The sequence below is a fragment of the Pseudomonas sp. PDM02 genome, from assembly GCF_014852285.1.
GTDB lineage: Bacteria > Pseudomonadota > Gammaproteobacteria > Pseudomonadales > Pseudomonadaceae > Aquipseudomonas > Aquipseudomonas migulae.
Genome location: NZ_JACVBL010000011.1, coordinates 261,603 through 286,070, shown reverse-complemented (window position 1 = coordinate 286,070; position 24,468 = coordinate 261,603). Strand labels below are relative to the sequence as shown.

Here is a 24,468-nt window from a genome sequence, read left to right as displayed (position 1 = left end):
CGGCATGGATGCCGGGTTAGCCGCCCCCGGCCAGGGATGGCCGATGGCGGCGGGCCCACGGAGCAGGACCGGAGCGAGGGCATGGCGAGCATTAGCGAGCCACCGAACGAAAGGGGCAAGAGCCCTTTGGTTACTTTGGGGCTTTTCGAAAGTGACTCGCTGTAAAAGCGAAACCAATAGCCGCCGTTACCCCAAAAATGGATATGTACTCCAAACAAAAAAACAACAGCATCAACCCCAACCATCACGGTTTATCCGACAAATCCTGAAATAACCCCCTACCCTGCTTGCGCGGCCACCTCCTGCTCTCTAACGTAGCGCCTTTACTGACGCTACCCCCCCGCAGGAGCTTTGCCATGGCCTCGCCAGCCCTCACACATTTTCTTCCCCGGTTCGGCGTTGCCGCAGCAGTGGCCGGTGTTTTGAGCCTGTCCGGTTGTCAGACCTGGAACGCCCAAGACACGCTCCCGCCCACCACCGGCGTGCAGCCGCTCAAAGGTCTGGCGCAAAACGTTTCGGTGCGTCGCAACGCCATGGGCGTGCCGTTGATCGAAAGCAGCAGCTTCCACGACGCGCTGTTCACCCTCGGTTATGTACACGCGAGCGACCGCATCACGCAGATGGTCACCCTGCGCCTGCTGGCCGAAGGCCGGTTGTCGGAGATGTCCGGTTCGGACCTGCTGGACGCCGACCGCTACATGCGCGCCGTCAACCTGAAGAAAAGCGCCGGCGAGTTGTACAAGGCCTCTTCGCCGCGCCTCAAACGCTTCTTCGAAGTCTATGCGCGCGGGGTCAACGCCTACCTGTTCCGCTACCGCGACAAGTTGCCGGCCGATCTCACCGCCACCGGCTACAAGCCCGAATACTGGAAACCGGAAGATTCGGCGCTGATTTTCTGCCTGCTGAACTTCAGCCAATCGGCGAACCTGCCCGAGGAAATCTCCTCGCTGGTGCTGGCCCAATCGGTCACCACCGACAAGCTACCGTGGCTGACACCGTCCGCCCCCGACGAAAAACTGCCGGTGGCCGAAGCCGAAAAACTTCAGGGCCTCAAGCTCAACGGGACGATTCCCGGCCTCGCCGAAATCAGCAAAGCCACCGGCCAACTGTCCGACCTGAATCTGCTGGGCGCCACATCATCGAACAACTGGGCGATCGCCCCGCAACGCAGCCGTAGCGGCAAAAGCCTGCTGGCCAGCGACAGCCATGGGCCGCTGGGCGTGCCGTCGCTGTTCAGTTACGTGCAGATTCGTGCGCCGAAATACCAGGCGTCCGGCGTGACGATCGCCGGTTTGCCGATGGTGCTGGGCGGTTTCAACGGCAAAGTGGCGTGGAGCATGACCTCGGTCATGGGCGACAACCAGGACCTGTTCCTGGAAAAAATCCAACGCCAGGGCAACGGCCTTTCCTACGAACTCGGCGGCAAATGGCAGCCGGTTATCGTTCGCAACGAAACCTATTTCGTCAAAGGCCAGCGGCCGATTCGCGAAGCGGTGTACGAAACGCACCACGGGCCGCTGCTCAACAGCGCCAAAGGCACGGCGCTGGGCAACGGTTTGGGCCTGGCGTTGCAGACACCGAACTTCACCGATGACAAATCCCTGGACGCGTTTTTCGACCTGTCTCGCGCGCAAACCGTGGAGAAAGCCTCGGACGCCAGCCGTGAAATCCGTGCGATCACGCTGAACCTGGTCTTTGCCGACGCCAGCAATATTGGCTGGCAAGTCACCGGTCGTTACCCGAACCGCCGCGAAGGCGAAGGCCTGCTGCCATCGCCCGGCTGGGAAGGTCGTTATGACTGGGACGGTTACGCCGACGCGATGCTGCACCCGTACGATCAAGACCCGGCGCAAGGCTGGCTCGGCACCGCCAACCAGCGGGTCATTCCCCATGGTTACGGCATGCAGTTATCCAATTCGTGGTCGGCACCGGAGCGTGGCGAACGCATGGCTGAACTGGCCGGCGTGGGCAAACACGACACGCGCAGTGTGATCGCCATGCAATACGATCAGACCACCACGTTCGCCGCCAAACTGAAAAAGATGTTTGCAGCGCCGGGCATGGCCAAGCCGCTCAAGCAGGCCATTGAAGCCCTGCCGGTCGCCGATCGCGGCAAGGCGCACGAAGCGTTTACCCGCCTGATGGCGTTCGACGGCAAACTCGCCGCGACCTCCGCCGATGCAGCGATTTACGAGCTGTTCCTGCAGGAAAGCGCCAAGCAAACCTTCCTCGACGAACTGGGCCCGGAAAGCAGTCCGGCGTGGAAAGCCTTTATCGCCAACGGCAAGTTGTCCTACGCGGCGCAGGCCGATCATCTGTTGGGGCGTGAAGACAGCCCGTTCTGGGATGACGCACGCACGCCGCAGAAAGAAGACAAACCGGCGATTCTCGCCCGCAGCCTCGCGGCGGCCATCACCGCAGGCGACAGTCAGTTGGGCGGCGATCACAAAGCCTGGCAGTGGGGCAAACTGCACCGCTATGAATGGAAAAACGCCAGTGGCCAGACCGTGCGCGGTCCGCTCGCGGCCGGCGGCGATCAAACCACCTTGAACACGGCGGCGTTCGCCTGGGGCCAGGACTTCAACACCACGCTGGCACCGGCCATGCGCTTCATCGTCGATTTCGGCCAGGCCGAACCGTTGATGGGCCAGAACGGCACCGGCCAGTCGGGTAACCCGGCCAGCCCGAATTACCTCGACAGCGTTGATCCGTGGTTGAAGGGGCAATACGTGAGTCTGCCGATGCAGCCGCAGAACTTCGACAAGGTCTACGGGACCAAGCGGTTGACGCTGACACCCGGCAAATAACGCAACTCCCCCTGTAGGAGCTGGCTTGCCAGCGATGGTCGTTAACGATTACGCGCACTGCCTGGTTAAACGCGGTGCATGTGAGTCCATCGCTGGCAAGCCAGCTCCTACATGGATGTTATTTACTGTGAAGTTTCGATAGAACTTCTGACCTCGCCCAAACCTCATAGCTAACAAGTCCCTCCATTTTGGTAACAACATGGATCTTGTTATCGCGCGTCCCGAAGGTTTGTACTGCCCCGCCGGGGATTTCTATATCGACCCGTGGCGGCCAGTCGAACGTTCGGTCATCACCCACGCCCACGGCGATCATGCCCGAGGCGGCAACCAGCATTATCTGGCAGCCGCGCCCAGCGAAGGCATCCTGCGCGCGCGACTGGGCCAGGACATCAATCTGCAAACCCTGGCCTATGGCGAGCGGTTGCTGCATCACGGCGTCACCCTGAGTTTCCACCCCGCCGGCCACGTACTCGGTTCGGCGCAGGTGCGCCTGGAATATGGTGGCGAAGTCTGGGTCGCCTCCGGGGATTACAAAATCGAACCCGACGGCACCTGTGCGCCGTTCGAACCGGTGCGCTGCCACACCTTCATCACCGAATCGACCTTCGGCCTGCCGATCTATCGCTGGCCGCCTCAGGCGCAGGTGTTTGCCGAGATCAATCAGTGGTGGCAAGCCAATGCCGCCGAAGACAAGACCAGCGTGCTGTTCTGCTATGCCTTCGGCAAGGCGCAGCGGATTCTCCACGGTATCGACGCCCGCCTCGGCCCCATTCTGGTGCACGGCGCTGTCGAGCCGCTCAACCGGGTGTATCGAGAAAGCGGCGTTTACCTGCCACCAACGATCCACGCTGGCGAGGTGAAAAAGAGCGACCCGATGATGCGCAAGGCGCTGGTCCTGGCCCCGCCCTCGGCGGGCGGCAGCAGCTGGATGCGGCGCTTCGGCGATTACAGCGATGGCTTCGCCAGTGGCTGGATGCGCTTGCGTGGCACGCGTCGGCGACGGGGAGTGGACCGGGGTTTTGTGCTGTCGGACCACGCCGACTGGCCAGGCCTGCTCTGGGCAATCGAACAGACCGGTGCCGAACGCGTTATGGTCACCCACGGTTCGGTCGCGGTCCTGGTGCGCCATTTGCGCGAACAAGGTCTCGACGCCCAGGAATTCACCACCGAGTACGGCGACGACGAGGAAGACATCACCGACACCGAACCGCAAAGCGCCGAGGTGCTGCCGTGAAGGCCTTTGCCCGGTTGTACGCCGAGCTCGACGCGACAACGTCCAGCAATGCCAAACTGGCGGCGATGCAACATTACTTCGCTCAGGCCGCCCCGGAAGACGCCGCGTGGGCGGTGTACTTTTTGTCCGGCGGGCGACCTCGGCAACTGGTGCCGGTGCGCATCCTGCGTGAACTCGCCGAGGCGTATTCCGGCCTGTCGCCTTGGTTGTTCGAAGAGAGTTATCAGGCGGTGGGCGATCTGGCGGAAACCATCTCGCTGGTGCTGCCCGAAGCGCCCCACAGTTCCACCGACGGATTGGCGGTGTGGATCGAAGACAAACTGCTGCCCTTGCGCGGCGAATCTCCCGACGTGCTCGCCCAGCGATTGCCCGAACTCTGGTCGCAACTGGACCGCCCCGGCCTGATGCTCTGCATCAAACTGATCACCGGCAGTTTTCGCGTCGGCGTCTCCAAGTTGCTGGTAACCCGCGCCCTGGCAGCGATGGCGCGGCTCGATAGCAAACGCGTGGCCCAGCGGCTGGTGGGTTACACCGACCTCTCCAGCCGTCCCAGCGCAGCCAGTTACCTGAAACTGATCGCCGCCGAGTCGGCCGATGAACACTCACAACGGGGCGGCCAGCCGTATCCGTTTTTTCTCGCCCACGCGTTGTCGCAACCGGTGGAGCAATTCGAAACCCTGCTCGGCCCGGCCAGCAACTGGCAGGTGGAATGGAAGTGGGACGGCATCCGCGCCCAAGTGGTCAAGCGCGATGGACGACTGTGGATCTGGTCGCGCGGCGAAGAATTGGTCACCGAGCGTTTTCCCGAATTCGACAGCCTGGTTCACGGTTTGCCCGACGGCACGGTGATCGACGGCGAGATCGTTGCGTGGAAAACCGCGCCACCGAGCACCGAAGATGCCTTCGACCCACTGGCGCCGAACCCACCGGCGGTGCAACCGTTCGCCCTGCTGCAACAGCGGATCGGCCGCAAGACCCTGGGCAAGAAAATCCTCGATGAAGTGCCGGTGGTCGTGCTGGCCTTCGACTTGCTGGAATGGCAAGGCGCAGACTGGCGCAACCAGCCTCAAGCCCGGCGGCGCACCCAACTGGAACAGGTCATCACCCAGTGCAACAACCCGGTGTTACTGCCCTCCCCGGTGTTGACCGGCAAAGACTGGCCCGACCTCGCCCGCCAACGCGAAGCCTCCCGCAGCCTCGGCGTCGAAGGCATGATGCTCAAGGCCCGGGATGCGTTGTATGGCGTCGGCCGGACCAAGGACATGGGCGTCTGGTGGAAGTGGAAAGTCGACCCGTTCAGCATCGACGCCGTGCTGATTTACGCGCAACGCGGCCACGGTCGCCGAGCCAGTCTGTACAGCGATTACACGTTCGCGGTGTGGGACAGTCCGCCCGGCGCCAGCGAGCGCACGCTGGTGCCATTCGCCAAGGCGTATTCAGGCCTCACCGACGAGGAAATGCGCCAGGTCGACAGCATAGTGCGCAAGACCACGGTGGAGACATTCGGTTCGGTGAGCAGTGTAAAACCGAGCCTGGTGTTTGAATTGGGGTTTGAGGGGATCGCCTTGTCCAAGCGCCACAAGAGCGGGATTGCGGTGCGGTTTCCGCGGATGCTGCGGTGGCGCAAAGACAAGAGTGTTGACGAGGCTGACAATCTCGCCACCCTGCAGAATCTTTTGGGTTAACCAATCCCCTGTAGGAGCCGGCTTGCTGGCGATGAACGATAACTCGGTCATTCTGAATCACCGCGTCGATCCGATCGCCAGCAAGCCGGCTCCTACGAAAAGCTTGATCACGTGCTCAATGACGGTGCAGCTATTTCCCGGCGCCCGTTTTCGTGCATAAATCCCGTCCAGCCATTTCTTGAATCACCTTTTAAAACGCTTGTTCGGGACTCTGGTTCGGAAATTGCTACTTTCAATAGGTCTTACGCTTTCCAGTAACAATAATTCTGCGCCACAAGCGCTCATATTGGTTCTTAGGGATTGAATAATGAAAAAAGCATTGCTGACCCTTTCTGCACTGGCGTTGTGCATGGCTGCCGGCTCCGCGCTGGCCAAGGAATACAAAGAACTGCGTTTTGGCGTTGACCCTTCCTATGCTCCGTTCGAGTCGAAAGCGGCCGACGGTAGCCTGGTGGGCTTTGATATCGATCTGGGCAATGCCATCTGTGCCGAGCTGAAGGTCAAGTGCAAATGGGTCGAAAGCGATTTCGACGGCATGATTCCGGGCCTGAAGGCCAACAAATTCGACGGTGTGATCTCTTCGATGACCGTCACCCCGGCCCGCGAAAAAGTCATCGACTTCTCCAGCGAGCTGTTCTCCGGCCCAACCGCCTATGTGTTCAAGAAAGGTTCCGGCCTGACCGAAGACGTCGCGTCCCTGAAAGGCAAGACCGTAGGCTACGAGCAAGGCACCATCCAGGAAGCCTATGCCAAGGCCGTGCTGGACAAGGCTGGCGTGAAAACCCAGGCCTATCAGAACCAGGATCAGGTGTATTCGGACTTGATGTCCGGTCGCCTCGATGCCGCGATCCAGGACATGTTGCAAGCCGAACTGGGCTTTTTGAAGTCGCCAAAGGGCGAAGGCTACGAAGTCAGCAAGCCGGTTGACAGCGAATTGCTGCCAGCCAAAACAGCTATCGGTATCTCTAAAGGTAACAAAGACCTCAAGGCACTTTTGGATAAAGGTATCAAAGCGTTACACGATGATGGCACCTACGCCACCATTCAGAAGAAACACTTTGGCGATCTGAATCTGTACAGCGGCAAATAATGCCCGGCGCCCATCTCGCGATGGGCGCTTTTTTCATCCGATCAGGTTGCTGATTTATGTTCGAAAACCTATTACAAAATCTGGGGCTCTCAGCCTTCAGCCTCAAGGGCTTCGGTCCGTTGCTGATGGAAGGCACCTGGATGACCATCAAATTATCGGCGTTGTCGCTGCTGGTGGCCGTGTTGCTCGGCCTGCTCGGCGCCAGTGCCAAACTGTCAAAAGTCAAACTCGTGCGCGTCCCGGCGCAGGTCTACACCACGCTGATTCGCGGCGTGCCGGACCTGGTGCTGATGCTGCTGATTTTCTACAGCCTGCAAACCTGGTTGACGTCGTTCACCGATTTCATGGAATGGGAATACATCGAGATCAACCCGTTCAGCGCCGGGGTCATCACCCTGGGCTTCATTTATGGCGCGTACTTCACCGAAACCTTTCGTGGCGCGATTCTCGCGGTGCCACGGGGCCAGGTCGAAGCGGCCACCGCCTATGGCCTCAAGCGTGGCCAGCGGTTCTGGATCGTGGTGTTCCCGCAGATGATGCGTTTCGCCCTGCCGGGTATCGGTAACAACTGGATGGTGATGCTCAAGGCCACTGCGCTGGTGTCGATCATCGGCCTCGCCGACCTGGTCAAGGCTGCCCAGGACGCCGGCAAAAGCAGTTATCAACTGTTCTACTTCCTGGTGCTGGCTGCGCTGATTTACCTGCTGATCACCAGCGCCTCCAACGTCATCCTGCGCTGGCTTGAACGCCGCTACGCCGCTGGCTCCCGGGAGGCCGTACGATGATCGAACTCCTGCAGGAATACTGGAAACCCTTCCTTTACACCGACGGCTACAACATCACCGGCCTGGCCATGACCCTGTGGCTGCTCAGTGCGTCGATCTTCATCGGTTTCCTGGTGTCGATCCCGCTGTCCATCGCCCGGGTGTCGCCGCACTTCTACATTCGCTGGCCGGTGCAGTTCTACACCTACCTGTTTCGCGGGACGCCGCTGTATATCCAGCTGCTGATTTGCTACACCGGCATCTACAGCCTGGCCGCTGTGCGAGAGCAGCCGATACTCGATGCGTTCTTTCGCGACGCGATGAACTGCACCATCCTCGCCTTCGCCCTGAACACCTGCGCCTACACCACGGAGATTTTCGCCGGGGCGATTCGCAGCATGGCCCACGGTGAAGTCGAAGCGGCCAAAGCCTACGGCCTGACCGGCTGGAAGCTGTATGCCTACGTGATCATGCCGTCAGCCCTGCGTCGCTCGCTGCCTTATTACAGCAACGAAGTGATCCTGATGCTGCACTCGACCACCGTGGCGTTCACCGCGACCATCCCGGACATCCTGAAAGTCGCGCGGGACGCCAACTCGGCGACCTTCCTGACCTTCCAGTCGTTCGGCATCGCCGCGCTGATCTACCTGACCGTCACCTTTGCGCTGGTCGGCCTGTTCCGCCTCGCCGAACGCCGATGGCTGGCCTTCCTCGGGCCGACCCACTAGGACTTTTCGCACATGCGCCACCAGATACATGACTTGCTGGCCCCGCTGCCGGGGACCGCACGACAGATTCACAGCTTCCACTTCGGCCCGACGTCGGCCCAGGGCAAAATCTACATCCAGGCGTCCCTGCACGCCGATGAAATGCCCGGCATGCTGGTCGCCTGGCACCTCAAACAACGCCTGGCCGAGCTGGAAGCCGCCGGCCACCTGCGCAGCGAAATCGTGCTGGTGCCGATTGCCAACCCGGTCGGTCTCGAACAAGTGCTGATGGATGTACCGCTGGGCCGCTACGAGCTCGAAAGCGGGCAGAACTTCAACCGCTGGTTCGTCGATTTGAGCGAAGAGGTTGGCAATGAGATCGAAGGCCAGCTCGGCGACGATCCGCAGCGCAACCTCGAACTGATCCGCAACAGCCTGCGCCAGGCTCTGGCGCGACAGACTGCCAGCACTCAACTGCAATCCCAGCGCCTGGTCCTGCAACGACTGGCCTGTGACGCGGACATGGTGCTGGACCTGCATTGCGACTTCGAAGCGGTCGCGCACCTCTACACCACGCCCGAGGCCTGGCCACAGGTCGAGCCGCTGGCCCGCTACATCGGTGCCGAAGCGAGTCTGCTGGCCACCGATTCCGGCGGTCAGTCGTTCGACGAATGTTTCACCCTGCTCTGGTGGCAGTTGAAAGAGCGCTTCGGCGAACACTTCGACATTCCGCTCGGCAGCTTCTCGGTCACCGTCGAATTGCGCGGCCAGGGCGACGTCAATCACCCGTTGGCCAGCCTCGACTGCCAGGCGTTGATCGATTACCTGATTCACTTCGGCGCGATTGCCGGCGAACCGGCGCCACTGCCGGAACTGCCGTATCCCGCCACGCCGCTGGCGGCCGTCGAACCGGTGGCCACGCCCGTGGGCGGTTTGCTGGTGTTCACCGCGCTGCCGGGGGAATACCTGGAGGCCGGGCAACTGATCGCCGAAATCGTCGACCCGATCAACGATCTCGTCACCCCCGTTCACTGCACCGTTGCCGGGCTGATGTACGCCCGCTCGCTACGGCGCATGGCCACTGCCGGCATGGTGATCGCCCACGTCGCGGGCACCGAAGCCTATCGCAGCGGCTACCTACTTTCGCCTTGAGGATGCATGCCCCATGTACAAACTGACCATCGAAGGCCTGCATAAAAGCTATGGCGATCATCATGTGCTCAAAGGCGTTTCACTCAAGGCCAACACCGGCGACGTCATCAGCCTGATCGGCGCCAGCGGCTCGGGCAAAAGTACCTTCCTGCGTTGCATCAACTTTCTCGAACAGCCCAACGACGGCGCCATGAGCCTGGACGGCCAGAACATCCGCATGATCAAGGATCGCCACGGCATGCACGTGGCCGACGCCGATGAACTGCAACGGATCCGCACCCGCCTGGCCATGGTGTTCCAGCACTTCAACCTGTGGAGCCACATGACCGTGCTGGAAAACATCACCATGGCTCCGCGCCGGGTGCTGGGTTGCAGCAAGCAGGAAGCCGAGGACCGCGCACGTCGTTACCTCGACAAGGTTGGCCTGGCCGCACGCGTGGCGGACCAGTACCCGGCGTTTCTTTCCGGGGGCCAGCAACAACGGGTCGCCATTGCCCGCGCATTGGCCATGGAGCCGGAAGTCATGCTGTTCGACGAACCGACCTCTGCGCTCGACCCGGAGCTGGTGGGTGAAGTGCTCCGAGTGATCCAGGGCCTCGCCGAAGAAGGCCGGACCATGATCATGGTGACCCACGAAATGAGCTTCGCCCGCAAAGTGTCGAGTCAGGTGCTGTTTCTGCACCAGGGCCTGGTCGAGGAAGAAGGCGCGCCGGAAGACGTGCTGGGCAATCCGAAGAGTGAGCGGCTGAAGCAGTTCCTCAGCGGCAATCTGAAGTAACACGCAGCCCTTGTAGGAGCGAAGCTTGCTCGCGAAAGCGGTGGGTCAGGAAAGAAAGATGTCGGCTAACCCACCGTCTTCGCGAGCAAGCTTCGCTCCTACCAATACAAGCCATTCATTCGCGTGGTTGATCACACAACCGGCGCGGGAGGCGGCTCATCCGGCAGGGTCGGCTCACCGGGTTCGGTGGGTTGTTCGTTGGGGGTATCGGGATCAGGCTGGCCGGGGATGCCCCCCGCCATGCTGATGGGCGGATGTGCCAGCAACGACCAGGCCAAAACGCCAACCTGATTGGGCTCAAGCCTTGCCAGTTCGGCACTTATACGCGGGTCGATCTTCATATAGCACTCCTGAGCGATGGCCCGATCCGCCTTGCGCAGATCGGAGCAGTACACCCCATAGAGTGTACGCTCGCCCAGGAATTCCCACGGTTTGTCAGACGGTTGACTCAGGTGCGTGGCAGCGTCACGCCGCGTTGGCCCTGATACTTGCCACCACGGTCCTTGTAGGACACTTCGCACTCTTCGTCGGACTCAAGGAACAGCATCTGCGCCACGCCTTCGTTGGCGTAGATCTTCGCCGGCAGGTTGGTGGTGTTCGAGAATTCCAGGGTCACGTGACCCTCCCACTCAGGCTCAAGCGGGGTGACGTTGACGATGATGCCGCAGCGGGCGTAGGTGCTTTTGCCCAGGCAAATGGTCAATACGTTGCGCGGAATACGGAAGTATTCGACGGTGCTGGCCAGAGCGAAGGAGTTCGGCGGGATGATGCAGACGTCGCTGTGGATATCGACGAAGCTGCCGGCATCGAAGTTTTTCGGGTCGACGATGGCCGAATTGATGTTGGTGAACACTTTGAAGTGATTGGTGCAGCGAACGTCGTAGCCGTAACTCGACACGCCGTAGGAGATCACTCGGCTGTCGTCGCTGCCGCGCACCTGGCGCTCGACGAACGGTTCGATCATGCCCTGCTCTTGCGCCATGCGGCGAATCCACTTGTCCGATTTGATGCTCATGGCGGGTGTCCTGAATAGCGAGGTGGAAAAAATCTGTCCGGCATCTTACCGGGGCGCGCCGCCGGTTCAAAGTCCGGGGCACAATTCTTGGCGATCCCCCTTAAATTCCGGACCTCGACGGCAATACAATGCACCGTCAGTCACGAAAACAGAGAAACCTTCGCCGGAAGCATTGGCACGTTCCGGAAAAAGGGTTAAGGTGGCGCCACTGTGCTGCTTGTGTCACTGAGAATCTCTACACGATATGTTGAATTTCGATCCAACCATCTACAAGAATTTTTCCTGCTCTTTGCACTCAGTCTCGGCCAGGGTTCTTCCTGAGTCGCAGTTATCTTTGTTCAAGGAGTTACACCATGTCTAATCGCCAAACTGGTACCGTTAAGTGGTTCAACGATGAAAAAGGCTTCGGCTTCATCACTCCACAATCCGGTGACGACCTGTTCGTTCACTTCAAAGCTATCCAATCCGACGGCTTCAAAAGCCTGAAAGAAGGCCAACAGGTTTCTTTCATCGCTACCCGCGGTCAGAAAGGCATGCAAGCTGAAGAAGTTCAAGTTATCTAACTTGTACTTGCTTTAGTAAAAAGCCCCGCCCTTAAAAGCGGGGCTTTTTTGTGGGCGGGTGTTTTGTAGTGATCCAAACGCTATGGATAGTACTGACGCCTTCGCGGGCAAGTCGGATCGCCGCACCGCTCGCTCCTACAGGTTTTGCGTCGGTATCGGAAATCGCGACCCGACGCAAAACCTGTAGGAGCGAGCGGTGCGGCGATCCGACTTGCCCGCGAATGGTTTTACCAGGCCACACCGAACCCTGCGGTGTAGCGGGTCTTGTCCAGATCGGCATCGTCTGTACCGCTGATGATGTCTCGCTCGGCCTTCAGGTTAAGCGACGCCCACTCGGTCACTTTGTAGCGCAAGCCCATTTCGGCATCGAGCGCATAATCCGCCACACCCGACAACGGCTTGCCCACTTCGCCATTGGTGAAGAACTCCACCTTCTTGCCGATCAGGTAGCGGTTGTAATCCCACTTCATCGCCAGGGAATAGAAGTTGTCCTTGCTGCCGTCGGAGAACTGGTAGTCCGTGTGGTTGAACAGCGAGCCGAGCGAGAATGCGCCTAGCTCGTCATCCCAGAACTGGTAACCCGGACCGGTACCGACGGTGCGCTGACGGGAGAGCTCTTCAACCTTGTCGCGCTTATAAACCGCACGGCCCTGCCAGAACCACTTCTCGGTCAGGAAGCGGTCGAGCGAGTACTCGCCCCGCCAGTTGTCGGTGGTGACCACGTCATCCTGGAATTCACGGTTGTACTCGCCTTCGGCGATATGCCGCCATCTGCCATGGCGCGCAGTGGTCTTGAAGTCGACATCGTAGTCGTCGGTGTCCTTTTCCGCCCGCTGGTAATCCAGCGCCGCATCGATATTGCCTTTCCAGACCAGATCTTCGACCACCGGCTTGGGCTTGAGAATCTGCTGGATGCTCGCCAGCTCGACGGTCTTCGGTGCCTCGCCGTTCTCCAGCGTCACCTTGCCGTCGTCTGCCGCGTGCAGCGACTTGGCCTTCTCACCGCTGTAGGCATCCTGCTTGACCAGCAACTCCTGATCGCTCTCCAGGGTTTTGACTTGCTTCCAGTCGATCGGAACCGAACCGGCGTATTCGGTCTGGATCACCAGCTTGCCGCCGTCGAACAGAGTGATCTTGCCACTCAGCTTGTCACCGTTCTTTAACCACACGGTGTCGGCGAGCAAGGGCGTGGAAGCACTCAGGACAGCGAGGCACAACAGGGTTCTGGACACCATAAGCAAAGACAGGCTCAAGTTTGCGAAAAAAGTCGGCATTATCCATAGGAATAAGGCCCTAACAAGGACTGACCCGCCCATCTCTATTGAGTTCATTTCTCAATTACTGATCGAGGATTTACCCTACAGACGGTCAGCCACTGTAGGTGCGAGCCTGCTCGCGATAAACTCAAGATCGACGCGTTTTCCCAGACAGCTCGCATTATCGTTAACGACCATCGCGAGCTGGCTGGCTCCTACAGGGACCCCGGATGTGACCGACGCCGATGCAGAAACCGAAAGCCCTGCGCAAATCCGACGCACGGCGCTGTACCTCACTCTGGCGCAGGTGCCTGAGGGCAAAGTCGTGAGTTATGGTCAACTTGCCGAACTCGCAGGACTGGGTCGCGCCGCGCGCTGGGTCGGTCGCACGCTCAGCCAGTTGCCCGGCGACACCAAACTGCCCTGGCACCGGGTGCTCGGTGCCGGCGGTCGGATCAGCCTGCCCGTGGGCAGTCCTTCAGGGGACGAGCAACGCGCACGATTGCGCTCCGAAGGCGTCAGTGTCCTGAACAATCGTGTTGATATTCAGCGCCATGGCTGGCGCCCGGTAGAGCACAGCGGTTAGAGTGCGCGCTTTGTTTCCGTAATCTTGAGGCAGACTTCAGCCCATGCCCCGTAAAACCTGGCGCGCCGCGCTCGCCGCCTATGCCAGCCCATCGACACTTGTGCTGTTGTTGCTTGGTTTCGCCGCCGGCCTGCCCTACATGCTGGTGTTTTCGACACTGTCAGTCTGGTTGCGTGAAGCCGGTGTGGCTCGCGAAACCATTGGCTATGCAAGCCTGATCGGTCTGGCCTACGCCTTTAAATGGGTCTGGTCACCGTTGCTGGACCAATGGCGCCTGCCATTACTCGGCAAGCTCGGTCGCCGTCGATCGTGGCTGGTACTTTCCCAGGCACTGGTAATCCTCGGCTTGATCGGGATGGGTTTCTGCGACCCGCAAAAACACCTGTCCTGGCTGATCGCCATTGCTGTAGTCGTGGCCTTCGCCTCGGCGACGCAAGACATCGCGGTCGATGCCTATCGCCTGGAAATCGCCGAAGACAGCCGCCAGGCTGCCCTGGCCGCCAGCTACATGTCCGGCTATCGGATCGCGGCACTGCTGGCCACCGCCGGCGCCCTGTTCTTCGCCGAAGGTTTTGGCTCCACCGGTTTCAACTACAAGCATTCGGCATGGGCCGGCACTTACCTGCTGTTCGGCGCCCTGATGGTTCCGGCGTTGCTGACCTCTTTCTTCATGCGCGAACCGCCGGTGCCGTTGCGCACGCAACTGCAGGCCGGGCGCTACAGCTTCGTGCATCAACTGGCCTCGGTGTTCGTACTGATCGTGCTGCTGGTTTCCGTGCCGGCCATGTTCACCCAGCTCTACAACACCGACTTCGCCAGCGTGCTGTTTGACGGCGTCAGCCTGCTCGACCTGCTGCTCCAGGACCGCGCATTCCTGCGGGCGATCCTCTACACCTCGCTCACCGCGATGTGCCTGTCGGCCATAGGCCGTCGTGGCCTGGCACCGGTGCTGACACCGGTCAACGACTTCATTCTGCGTTACCGCTGGCAAGCGCTGCTGCTGCTCGGACTGATCGCCACGTATCGGATGTCGGATACGGTGATGGGCGTGATGGCCAACGTGTTCTATATCGACCAGGGCTTCACCAAGGATCAGATTGCCAGCGTCAGCAAAATCTTCGGCCTGATCATGACGCTGGTCGGCGCCGGCATGGGCGGCCTGCTGATCGTGCGTTTCGGCATCCTGCCGATCCTGTTCATCGGCGGCGTGGCTTCAGCGGGCACCAATTTGCTGTTCCTGATGCTCGCCGACATGGGCGCCAACCTGAACATGCTGATCCTGACCATTTCCCTGGACAACTTCAGCTCGGGTCTGGCGACCTCCGCGTTCGTCGCCTACCTGTCGAGCCTGACCAACCTCAAGTTCTCCGCCACCCAATACGCCCTGCTCAGCTCGATCATGCTCCTGCTGCCGCGCCTGATCGGTGGCTATTCCGGGGTCATGGTGGAAAAATTCGGCTACCATGATTTCTTCCTGATCACCGCGCTGCTGGGCGTTCCGACGCTGCTGTTGATCGCCTTGCACTGGTTCCAGGAGAGCCGCCGCGAAGGCCCGACCCCAAAGCCTGAGCCGGTTCCAGCCCAGGTCGCGGAAGAATCGTAGTAAGCATCGCAAAGGGCGTGGAGATTCCCGCCCTCCTGCCACACCACCGACCGCGCGCCTGTACGCCAGCAGATCTCGCCCGTACAATGCTCCGTCATTTCTCGTCATCAGCAACCGACAACGGCCAACCATGCGCACCAGTCAATTTTTGCTCGCCACACAGAAAGAAACGCCTTCCGACGCGGTCGTCATCAGCCATCAGCTGATGCTGCGCGCCGGCATGATCCGCAAACTCGCCTCGGGCCTGTACACCTGGCTGCCGATGGGCTTGCGAGTAATGCGCAAGGTCGAAGCCATCGTTCGTGAAGAAATGAACGCCGCAGGCTCTCTTGAAGTGTTGATGCCGAGTACTCAACCGTCTGAGTTGTGGCAGGAATCCGGTCGTTGGGAAGAATACGGCCCTGAATTGCTGCGCTTCAAGGATCGCCACGGTCGCGACTTCTGCGCCGGCCCGACCCACGAAGAAGTGATCACCGATCTGATGCGCAACGAGTTGAGCAGCTACAAGCAGCTGCCGATCAACCTGTATCAGATCCAGACCAAATTCCGTGACGAAATCCGCCCACGCTTCGGTTTGATGCGCGGCCGCGAATTCATCATGAAGGACGCCTACTCGTTCCACGCTGACCAGCCTTCGCTGCAGGTCACCTACGACCGCATGCACCAGGCGTACTGCAACGTGTTCACCCGCCTGGGCCTGAAGTTCCGCCCTGTCGAAGCCGATAACGGCTCCATCGGCGGCGCCGGCTCCCACGAATTCCACGTACTGGCCGAATCCGGCGAAGACGATATCGTCTTCAGCAACGGTTCCGACTACGCCGCGAACATCGAAAAAGCCGAAGCGGTACCGCGTGAAACCTCTCGCGCCGCAGCGACTGAAGAGATGCGCCTGGTCGACACGCCAGATACCAAGACCATCGCCGCGCTGGTGGAAAAATTCAATCTGCCGATTGAAAAGACCATCAAGACCCTCGTGGTTCACGCTGAAGAGAAAGGCAAGCTGATAGCCCTGATCATCCGTGGCGACCACGAGCTGAACGAAATCAAGGCCGCCAACCAGCCTGGCGTTGCCAGCCCGCTGGTCATGGCGTCCGAAAGCGAACTGCGCGACGCCATTGGCGCCGGCGCCGGTTCCCTCGGCCCGTTGAACCTGCCGCTGCCGATCATCATCGACCGTTCCGTCGAGCTGATGAGCGACTTCGGTATCGGTGCGAACATCGACGACAAGCACTACTTCGGCGTGAACTGGGAGCGTGACCTGCCGGTTCCGACCGTTGCCGACCTGCGCAACGTCGTGGCCGGTGATCCGAGCCCGGACGGCAAAGGCACCCTGGAAATCAAGCGCGGCATCGAAGTCGGGCACATCTTCCAGCTGGGCAACAAGTACAGCAAAGCGATGAAGTGCGAAGTGCTGGGCGAGAACGGCAAGCCGGTCACCCTGGAAATGGGTTGCTACGGCATCGGCGTTTCCCGCGTGGTAGCTGCGGCCATCGAGCAGAACAACGACGCCAACGGGATCATCTGGAGCGACACACTGGCGCCATTCCAGATCGCGCTGGTGCCGCTGCGCTACGAAACCGAACAGGTTCGCGAAGCGACCGACAAGCTCTACGCAGAGTTGACTGCGGCCGGCTTCGAAGTGCTGCTGGACGATCGCGACAAGAAAACCAGCCCGGGCATCAAGTTCGCGGACATGGAGCTGATCGGCATTCCTCACCGGATCGTGGTCAGTGACCGCGGCCTCGCCGAAGGCAATCTGGAATACAAGAGCCGCACCGAGCCCGAGGCGCAAGCGCTGCCGGTCGCTGACGTGCTGTCCTTCCTCCAGGCCCGTATCCGCCGCTGACACCAGATAGAGAAGTCATGTTCAAGCGAAACACCTTAGGCCTCGGTGGTGCCGCCCTGTGCGGCACCCTGCTGGTCAGCGGCTGCGCCAATCACATGTCGCAACGCAGCGAGCACGAGGCTCGTGTCGAGCGCAAATTGCTCGATCACAGCCTGCAGATCGATGTCGGTGAGCCCAAGGTGCTTGAGCTGCCGCAACGTCGGGTGAAGATCCACGAACAGAAGACCTTCGAAGTCACCGAGTTCGAAGTCACCCGTCATTACGATCGCTACACGCCTTACCAACCCTGGCGGGAGGTCTACGAGATCCCGCTGGGCGCGGTGGCCGTGGTGGCCGGTGTCGGCGCGAACGTGGTCAACGTGTTCGCCCTCGGCAACCTGCCGGATAGCGTGACCAAGGACTGGTTCAGCTACGGTTTCGCCGGGCTCAACCCGTTCATGAACGCGCCGTCCCACGGTCGTGCGCAGCAGAACCTCGCCGGCATCGACGAAGTCCAGCTCGACAAGCGCACCGAATACTCGAGCCTGCCCTGGAGCGAGCGCCCGGTGGAGGTCAAGGCCGGCAAGGAAACCTTCGAGCTGACCACCGACAAAAACGGCGTCCTGCGCCTGAACCTGCTGGACAGCCCGTTCGCTGAACATGACATCAATCACCTGAGTCGCCTGCTGATCAAGGTCGAAGATAGTCAGGACGATGTACACACGGATTCGACCCTGGCGGTCAGCAGCTCGTTGCGCGGAAAATTGCTCGAAGCCCACGGGCTGATTTACGACGATCTTGAAGACGACGAAGTGAGCCAGTGGGTACACCGGGTCAAGCGCCTGTCGGAGCTGGGTCTGGAAGAAGAAGCCAGTGAGCTTGAACAGAGTTTGATTGAGCTGACGCGTAACGATCCTGAGTTGCAGACCGAATTCCTCAAGTCGCTGACCAAGGATGCAGGGCGGCTGGTCGCGGATCCGGGACCGAACTAAAAGCAAAAGCTTCGCGGGCAAGTCGGATCGCCGCACCGCTCGCTCCTACAGGTATTGCGTGCACCCCTGTAGGAGCGAGGCTTGCCCGCGAAGAGGCCCTGATAGTCACCGCAAAAACTACCGCTCAAACAACTCCATCTGCTCAAACCCTCCGCGCAAATCCTCCAGCCTCACCCCGATCCCCAACAACCGCACCGGTTTCCCGCCGCGATTGAACGCCTGGGTCAGCAGCAACTGATAACTCCCCAGATCCCGCCCTGCCCCGGCCTGCTCCAGCGTGGTCTGGGTAAAGTCATGGAATTTCACTTTGACGAACGGCTTGCCCGGCCGATAGCTGTTGTCGATTCGCGCCATGCGGCCCGCCAGGGTTTCTAGCAACTCGGGTAATTTATCCAGACAGCTCACCAGATCCGGCAGATCCACATCATAGGTGTTTTCGACACTGATCGATTGCCGCCGACTGTCGTTGTGCACCAACCGATCATCGATCCCACGGGCCAGACTCCAAAGCCGCTCGCCAAAACTGCCGAACTCGCGCACCAGCGCCAACTTGTCCCATTCGCGCAAATGCGAACAATCGACAATGCCGAGCCTGCCCAGTTTGTCGGCAGTCACTTTGCCTACGCCATGGAGCTTGCTGACGGGCAAACCGCTGACGAAATCCTCGACCTGATCCGGCGTAATGACAAACAAGCCATTGGGCTTCTTCCAGTCGCTGGCAATCTTGGCCAGGAACTTGTTCGGCGCCACGCCGGCGGAAACCGTGATGTGCAACTGATTGGACACCCGACGACGGATGTCCTGGGCAATTCGCGTGGCGCTGCCGCCGAAGTGCGCACTGTCCGACACATCGAGGTAAGCCTCATCGAGGGAAAGCGGCTCGATCAGGTCGGTGTAATCGCGAAAGATCGTGTGAATTTCCTTCGAGGCTTCTCGATAGGCGTCCATGCGCGGCTTGACGATGGTCAGGTCAGGGCACAACTTCAAGGCGTGTCCCGACGACATCGCCGAACGCACGCCATACGCCCGTGCTTCATAGTTACAGGTGGCGATCACCCCGCGTCGATCCGCCGAACCACCCACCGCCAGGGGTTTTCCGGCGAGGCGCGGGTCGTCGCGCATCTCGATGGCAGCGTAGAAGCAGTCACAATCGACGTGGATGATTTTTCGCTGGCTCATATAAAAGCGGTGTTCATGGCGTAGAATTGGAGTCAAGGCTTGCCGGATCTGCAGTATCTCACCGACACCTGTATATAGCACCAGTAGTCTGAATGTTCTTACCCAATGGTAGGAAAAGTTACAGATGAATTTATTTTCTCAATCGAAAGCGCCCCTGCGATAGAGCTGCAAGCCTTGCCAGGCCTGACTCACAGCCGATCACACCGCCCTCTTTCAGAGCTAAGCGATTGAACCAGAACAGGTTTTATCTGGATTGAAGGTTGACAGCCCGGCGTTCCTCTGTAGAATGCCGACACACAGACGCGGGATGGAGCAGTCTGGTAGCTCGTCGGGCTCATAACCCGAAGGTCGTCGGTTCAAATCCGGCTCCCGCAACCAAACATCAAAAAAGGCTACTCGAAAGAGTGGCCTTTTTTGTGCGCGCGTGTTTTGCCATGCGATTCGATTTCAATTCATGCACGCTTTCCTGTAGGAGCCGGCTTGTCTGCGGGCGGCGCTCCGACGATGGTCGTTAACGATAACGCGTGCTGCCTGAATCAACGCGGCGCACTCGAGTCCATCGTCGGAACGCCGCCCGCAGACAAGCCGGCTCCTACAGGTAACGCGCCATCGGTGTCTCCCAACATTCCGTGAGAAATTTGTTTTTTGACAGCACGGAGAAATCGTTCTGATTCCGAAACTTAACGCGCCCCTGCGACCGTTCGCCGCTTATTTACGCTTATTTGACCCGGCGCCGGATTAACGGTTGACACACCGGCGTATCTCTATAGAATGCCGCCACACAGACGCGGGATGGAGCAGTCTGGTAGCTCGTCGGGCTCATAACCCGAAGGTCGTCGGTTCAAATCCGGCTCCCGCAACCAAACATCAAAAAAGGCTACTCGAAAGAGTGGCCTTTTTTGTATCTGTTGAAAAAGTCCTTTCGCAACAATGACCTGTCACTGTGTAGGGAAGCGTTCGGGATCACCTGAGTTCTGAGTTCAGACTATGCTGAATCGCAGACAGAACCCCCTACGACGGATGCCATGCCATCGCCGCTGATCGGTGAGAGGCGTTAATATTTGTGATTATTTTTTTCTACAGGGATTGGTAACTTGGCTGGATACCCCCATCCTGTCGCGCACAATCCAAGAGGTGATTGATGCGCGCCAACTCGTCTGATTCACAAGACACCGTCACAGCGACACAACCGATCAAGGCCGAGCGTCTGCGCTTGCTTGATCTGGTCAGCAAGTACCGTCAGCCCATTGGCCTGGCGGTCACCCTGCTGTTGTTCGCTATCGCGCTGATTGCCTGTCGCCACCTGTTGAGCGAACTCGATCTGTACGCTCTGCACGACTCCATTCTCGACGTACCGAAACCGGCACTGCTCGGCGCATTGGCCGCAACCGTGGTCGGCTTCATCATCTTGCTTGGCTACGAATGGTCGGCCAGCCGCTATGCCGGCGTGACCCTGGCGCCGCGGCTTCTTGCCCTTGGCGGGTTCACGGCATTTGCCATCGGTAATGCCATTGGCCTGTCGATGCTCTCGGGAGGCTCGGTTCGCTACCGTTTATATGCGCGTCATGGCCTGGGGGCTTCCGATGTCGCGCACATGACGCTGTTCGCCAGCCTCTCGCTCGGCTGCGCCCTGCCCCCGCTGGCCGCCCTCGCCACGCTCAGCAACCTGCCTGCCGCCTCTGCCGCCCTGGGCCTCTCTCAGATGCTGCTGGGTGCGATTGCCGCCGCTGTATTGCTGCTGTTTACCGTATTGGCCGTCGGCATCTATCGCCGGCGCCTGCCAGATCAGCCTTATGCAGACAACCTGTTGGTCAAGGTCGGCCGTCGCACCTTGCGCCTTCCTGGCCGTCGCCTGACGTTCCTGCAACTGGTCATTACCGCCCTCGACGTAGCAGCCGCCGCGACCGTGCTGTATCTGTTGCTGCCGGAAGCTCCGCCCTTCGGTGCATTCCTGCTGGTGTACCTGCTGGCGTTGGCCGCTGGCGTGCTCAGCCATGTTCCCGGTGGCGTCGGCGTGTTCGAGGCGATTCTGCTGGCCGCCTTCGCCGACAAGCTCGGGGCCGCGCCGCTGGCCGCTGCGCTGCTGCTCTATCGCCTGATCTACGTGGTGCTGCCGCTGCTGGTCGCGTGCTTGCTGCTGTTGGTCAATGAAGGCCAGCGTTTGTTTCAGACGCGTCAGTCTTTGCGTGCAGCCTCCGGCCTGGCCGCGCCGATTCTGGCGGTGCTGGTGTTTCTGTCCGGCGTGGTGCTGCTGTTTTCCGGCGTGACCCCGGAAATCGATACGCGCCTGGAACACATCGGTTTCCTGATTCCTCATCGACTGGTCGATGCCTCGCACTTCGGCGCCAGCCTGGTCGGCGTGCTTTGCCTGCTGCTGGCCCAAGGCCTGCGTCGACGCCTGTCGGCCGCGTGGATGCTGACCACCATTCTGTTGCTGGTCGGCGCCGTGCTTTCGCTGCTCAAAGGTTTCGACTGGGAAGAAGCCTGCCTGATGACCCTGACCGCGAGCCTGCTGGGGGTTTTCCGGCGCTCGTTCTATCGCCCGAGCCGCCTGACCGAACTGCCGTTTTCGCCGCTGTATCTGGTGTCGAGCCTTTGTGTACTCGGTGCGTCGATCTGGCTGCTGCTGTTCGCTTATCAGGACGTTCCCTACAGCCATCAACTCTGGTGGCAGTTCACCCTCGACGCCGACGCCCCGCGTGGCTTGCGCTCGCTGCTCGGCGCCGCCGTGCTGCTGGTTGTGGTGTCCCTGACCTGGCTGCTGCGCACCGCACGCCCGGTGATCCACCTGCCCACGCCGGACGAACTGGACCGCGCGGTAAAAATCCTGATGGCTTCCGCCCAACCGGACGGTGGCCTCGCCCTGACCGGTGACAAGGCGCTGCTGTTTCACCCTAACGACGAAGCGTTCCTGATGTACGCCCGCCGTGGACGCAGCCTGGTGGCCTTGTATGACCCGATCGGCCCGACCCAGCAACGGGCGGAAATGATCTGGCAGTTCCGCGACCTCTGTGACATCCACCACGCCCGCCCCGTGTTCTATCAAGTACGCGCCGAGAACCTGCCGTACTACATGGACATCGGCCTGACTGCGATCAAGCTCGGCGAAGAAGCCCGGGTCGATCTGCAGCGCTTTGATCTCGAAGCCAAGGGCAAAGAGATGAAAGACCTGCGCTACACCTGGAACCGTGGCACCCGTGATGGCCTGTCGCTGGAGATCCATGAGCCAGGGCATGCGCCGATGGATGAGCTCAAGGTCATTTCCGATGCCTGGCTGACCGGCAAGAACGTGCGCGAGAAAGGCTTCTCGCTCGGTCGTTTCGGTGATGACTACCTCAAGCATTTCCGCATCGCTGTCATCCGTTTCGAAGGGCGCCCGGTGGCGTTCGCCAATTTGCTCGAGACTTTCGGCCATGACCTGGCCAGCCTCGACCTGATGCGCGCACACCCGGACGCCCCCAAACTGACCATGGAATTCATGATGGTCGGTCTGATTCAACATTATAAAAATCATGGATACGCGCGTTTCAGCCTGGGCATGGTGCCGCTGTCGGGGTTGCAACCCCGTCGTGGCGCACCACTGACCCAGCGTCTGGGCTCGATGGTTTTCCGCCGTGGTGAGCAGCTGTACAACTTCCAAGGCTTGCGCCGCTTCAAAGACAAGTTCCAGCCTGACTGGGAACCCCGTTATATGGCTGTGCCCGCCGGACTCGATCCGCTGGTTGCCCTGGCCGATACTGCTGCCCTGATTGCGGGCGGCTTGACTGGATTGGTGAAACGCTGATGATTCAACGCTCCTTGCGGTACGTACTGGGCACACTGGTAGTGCTGGCCCTGATTCTCGGTGGCGGTTACTGGTACCTCAAACGCCCGGCACCAGAACCGACGCTTGAACGGCTGACACCGGCCGACGGCGCCGCGATGACCCGCGTCATCCCCGGCAACACGCCGCGCGCCCAGGTGCTGGTGGCGGTCAATGACGACCAGAAGCTCAGCGACAAACAATTGATGACCCTGAGCCGCAGCGGCTCGGCGCAGATCGTTCAGGTGATCCTGCCCAAGGACTGCCTGTTGCAAAGCCGCGCCCTGCAATCCGGCCTGAGAGAACTCAAAGGCCCGGCGACGCTGGTCAGCGGCATCGGCCCTGGCGCCGTACTGGCATGGCGCTGGTTGTCCGAGCAAAAGGACGACAAGTCCCAGGCCGTTTCGGTGGACCTGGCCCTGGAAAAACCTGGCTGCACCCACCTGCTGCCGAAAAGCGCCGCTCACGGTCACTGGCTGGTGGCGTGGAACGACAACCCGGACGACACCAGCGCCGGCTTCGTGCGCGACCAACCCAACGCCGAAACCAGCATCAGCGACTACGACATCAACCTGCCGCAAGTGCTGAACAACGAACTGCGCAAGCTCCTCGTCGGTGGCGACAAAGCCGCTGGCGGCCTGCAGATTCCAGTGGTTGAAGTCCCGGCCGGCCAGGCCAAGGACACCGTCACCCTGTTCCTCTCCGGCGACGGCGGCTGGCGCGACCTCGACCGCGACGTAGCGGGCGAAATGGCCAAGATCGGCTACCCGGTCGTCGGCATCGACACCCTGCGCTACTACTGGCAGCACAAGAGCCCGGAGCAAAGCGCCCTGGACCTCGCCGAACTGATGCAGCACTACCGGCAGAAATGGGGCACCAAGCGCTTCATCCTGACGGGCTACTCGTTCGGCGCTGACGTCCTGCCGGCGATCTACAACCGCCTGGAAGCCTCGGAACAGCAACGCGTCGACGCAATCATCCTGCTGGCCTTCGCCCGCACCGGCAGCTTCGAAATCGAAGTCGAAGGCTGGCTCGGCAACGCCGGCAAAGAAGCCGCCACCGGCCCGGAAATGGCCAAGCTGCCGCCGGAGAAAGTGGTGTGCATCTTCGGTGAAGAAGAAATCGACGAAAGCGGCTGCACCGACAAAACCGCCGTAGGCGAAGCCATCAAACTGCCCGGCGGCCACCACTTCGACGAGAACTACCCGAAACTGGCCCAACGCTTGGTGGATGTGATCGAGAAGCGCCAGGCGAAGGAGACGGCGGCTCAGGAATGACCTGAACCCGCCCACAAAAAAGCCCCCGCTGCCTTACGGTAGCGGGGGCTTTTTCATTCCAGCGGCACACCACACTCCCCCTGTGGGAGCGAGCCTGCTCGCGATAGCGGTGTGTCAGTCGACATAAATGTTGAATGCAAGACCGCTTTCGCG

Annotated in this window: 19 protein-coding genes and 2 tRNA genes; 17 read left to right on the top strand and 4 right to left on the bottom strand. The window is 60.4% G+C overall.

Annotated features, from left to right (window positions below; genetic code table 11):
- Positions 1–356 precede the first annotated feature (356 nt).
- The 8 genes from IB245_RS20980 to IB245_RS20945 all read left to right on the top strand — a co-directional run bounded on the left by IB245_RS20980 (position 357) and on the right by IB245_RS20945 (position 10,217).
- Positions 357–2,807 carry a penicillin acylase family protein gene (locus IB245_RS20980; RefSeq protein WP_192228532.1) on the top strand — a complete coding sequence of 817 codons (2,451 nt, stop codon included), beginning with the start codon at positions 357–359 and terminating at the stop codon, positions 2,805–2,807.
- Between the two features lie 199 nt (positions 2,808–3,006).
- The gene (locus IB245_RS20975; protein ID WP_192228531.1) at positions 3,007–4,041 is read left to right on the top strand and encodes a ligase-associated DNA damage response exonuclease; all 1,035 of its coding nucleotides are present in this window, start codon (positions 3,007–3,009) and stop codon (positions 4,039–4,041) included.
- A complete protein-coding gene (locus tag IB245_RS20970; RefSeq protein ID WP_192228530.1) occupies positions 4,038–5,726 on the top strand; it encodes an ATP-dependent DNA ligase in 1,689 nt (562 codons plus the stop codon). Before IB245_RS20975 ends, IB245_RS20970 begins: the two co-directional genes overlap by 4 nt.
- 307 nt (positions 5,727–6,033) lie before the next feature.
- On the top strand, positions 6,034–6,816 hold the full coding sequence (locus IB245_RS20965; protein ID WP_008030070.1) for a transporter substrate-binding domain-containing protein: 783 nt from the start codon (positions 6,034–6,036) through the stop codon (positions 6,814–6,816).
- A 56-nt stretch (positions 6,817–6,872) separates the two neighbouring features.
- Positions 6,873–7,601, top strand: coding sequence for an ABC transporter permease (locus IB245_RS20960; RefSeq protein ID WP_008030068.1), 729 nt, complete (start codon positions 6,873–6,875; stop codon positions 7,599–7,601).
- Positions 7,598–8,308, top strand: coding sequence for an ABC transporter permease (locus IB245_RS20955; protein WP_008030066.1), 711 nt, complete (start codon positions 7,598–7,600; stop codon positions 8,306–8,308). The genes IB245_RS20960 and IB245_RS20955 overlap by 4 nt, the downstream gene beginning before the upstream one ends.
- 12 nt (positions 8,309–8,320) lie before the next feature.
- Entirely contained in the window at positions 8,321–9,439 is a 1,119-nt protein-coding gene (locus IB245_RS20950) for a succinylglutamate desuccinylase/aspartoacylase family protein (RefSeq protein WP_192228529.1), read from the top strand.
- A gap of 13 nt (positions 9,440–9,452) precedes the next feature.
- Positions 9,453–10,217, top strand: a complete 765-nt coding sequence (locus IB245_RS20945; RefSeq protein WP_008030062.1) for an ABC transporter ATP-binding protein — start codon at positions 9,453–9,455, stop codon at positions 10,215–10,217.
- A gap of 131 nt (positions 10,218–10,348) precedes the next feature.
- Here IB245_RS20945 and IB245_RS20940 read toward each other — a convergent pair whose 3' ends face one another.
- Positions 10,349–10,558, bottom strand: a complete 210-nt coding sequence (locus tag IB245_RS20940; RefSeq protein WP_084321795.1) for a hypothetical protein — start codon at positions 10,556–10,558, stop codon at positions 10,349–10,351.
- A gap of 107 nt (positions 10,559–10,665) precedes the next feature.
- On the bottom strand, positions 10,666–11,232 hold the full coding sequence (gene dcd / locus IB245_RS20935; protein WP_008030058.1) for a dCTP deaminase: 567 nt from the start codon (positions 11,230–11,232) through the stop codon (positions 10,666–10,668).
- Positions 11,233–11,585: 353 nt separating this feature from the next.
- Between dcd and IB245_RS20930 the strand changes: the two genes are divergently transcribed.
- Positions 11,586–11,795, top strand: coding sequence for a cold-shock protein (locus IB245_RS20930; RefSeq protein ID WP_002554837.1), 210 nt, complete (start codon positions 11,586–11,588; stop codon positions 11,793–11,795).
- A gap of 227 nt (positions 11,796–12,022) precedes the next feature.
- Here IB245_RS20930 and IB245_RS20925 read toward each other — a convergent pair whose 3' ends face one another.
- Complete coding sequence (locus tag IB245_RS20925) at positions 12,023–13,030, bottom strand: DUF481 domain-containing protein (RefSeq protein WP_008039264.1); 1,008 nt, start codon at positions 13,028–13,030, stop codon at positions 12,023–12,025.
- 253 nt (positions 13,031–13,283) lie between these two features.
- Here IB245_RS20925 and IB245_RS20920 point away from each other — a divergent pair, with 253 nt between their 5' ends.
- From IB245_RS20920 to IB245_RS20905, 4 genes are all read left to right on the top strand, one after another.
- Positions 13,284–13,637: an MGMT family protein gene (locus IB245_RS20920; protein WP_008030054.1), complete on the top strand. Its 354-nt coding sequence runs from the start codon at positions 13,284–13,286 to the stop codon at positions 13,635–13,637.
- Positions 13,638–13,680: 43 nt separating this feature from the next.
- Positions 13,681–15,240, top strand: a complete 1,560-nt coding sequence (locus tag IB245_RS20915) for an AmpG family muropeptide MFS transporter (RefSeq protein WP_192228528.1) — start codon at positions 13,681–13,683, stop codon at positions 15,238–15,240.
- Positions 15,241–15,370: 130 nt separating this feature from the next.
- Positions 15,371–17,086, top strand: coding sequence for a proline--tRNA ligase (locus IB245_RS20910; protein ID WP_192228527.1), 1,716 nt, complete (start codon positions 15,371–15,373; stop codon positions 17,084–17,086).
- A gap of 17 nt (positions 17,087–17,103) precedes the next feature.
- Positions 17,104–18,057, top strand: a complete 954-nt coding sequence (locus tag IB245_RS20905) for a hypothetical protein (protein WP_192228526.1) — start codon at positions 17,104–17,106, stop codon at positions 18,055–18,057.
- Positions 18,058–18,174: 117 nt separating this feature from the next.
- Here the strand turns inward: IB245_RS20905 and dinB are convergent, their stop codons facing one another.
- Positions 18,175–19,236: a DNA polymerase IV gene (gene dinB / locus IB245_RS20900; protein WP_008030047.1), complete on the bottom strand. Its 1,062-nt coding sequence runs from the start codon at positions 19,234–19,236 to the stop codon at positions 18,175–18,177.
- 301 nt (positions 19,237–19,537) lie between these two features.
- Between dinB and IB245_RS20895 the strand changes: the two genes are divergently transcribed.
- From IB245_RS20895 to IB245_RS20880, 4 genes are all read left to right on the top strand, one after another.
- Positions 19,538–19,614 (top strand) — tRNA-Met (locus IB245_RS20895).
- A 408-nt stretch (positions 19,615–20,022) separates the two neighbouring features.
- A tRNA-Met gene (locus tag IB245_RS20890) sits at positions 20,023–20,099 on the top strand.
- Positions 20,100–20,377: 278 nt separating this feature from the next.
- Complete coding sequence (gene mprF / locus IB245_RS20885; RefSeq protein ID WP_192228525.1) at positions 20,378–23,020, top strand: bifunctional lysylphosphatidylglycerol flippase/synthetase MprF; 2,643 nt, start codon at positions 20,378–20,380, stop codon at positions 23,018–23,020.
- Entirely contained in the window at positions 23,020–24,315 is a 1,296-nt protein-coding gene (locus IB245_RS20880) for a virulence factor family protein (protein WP_008030041.1), read from the top strand. Before mprF ends, IB245_RS20880 begins: the two co-directional genes overlap by 1 nt.
- Positions 24,316–24,468: the final 153 nt, after the last annotated feature.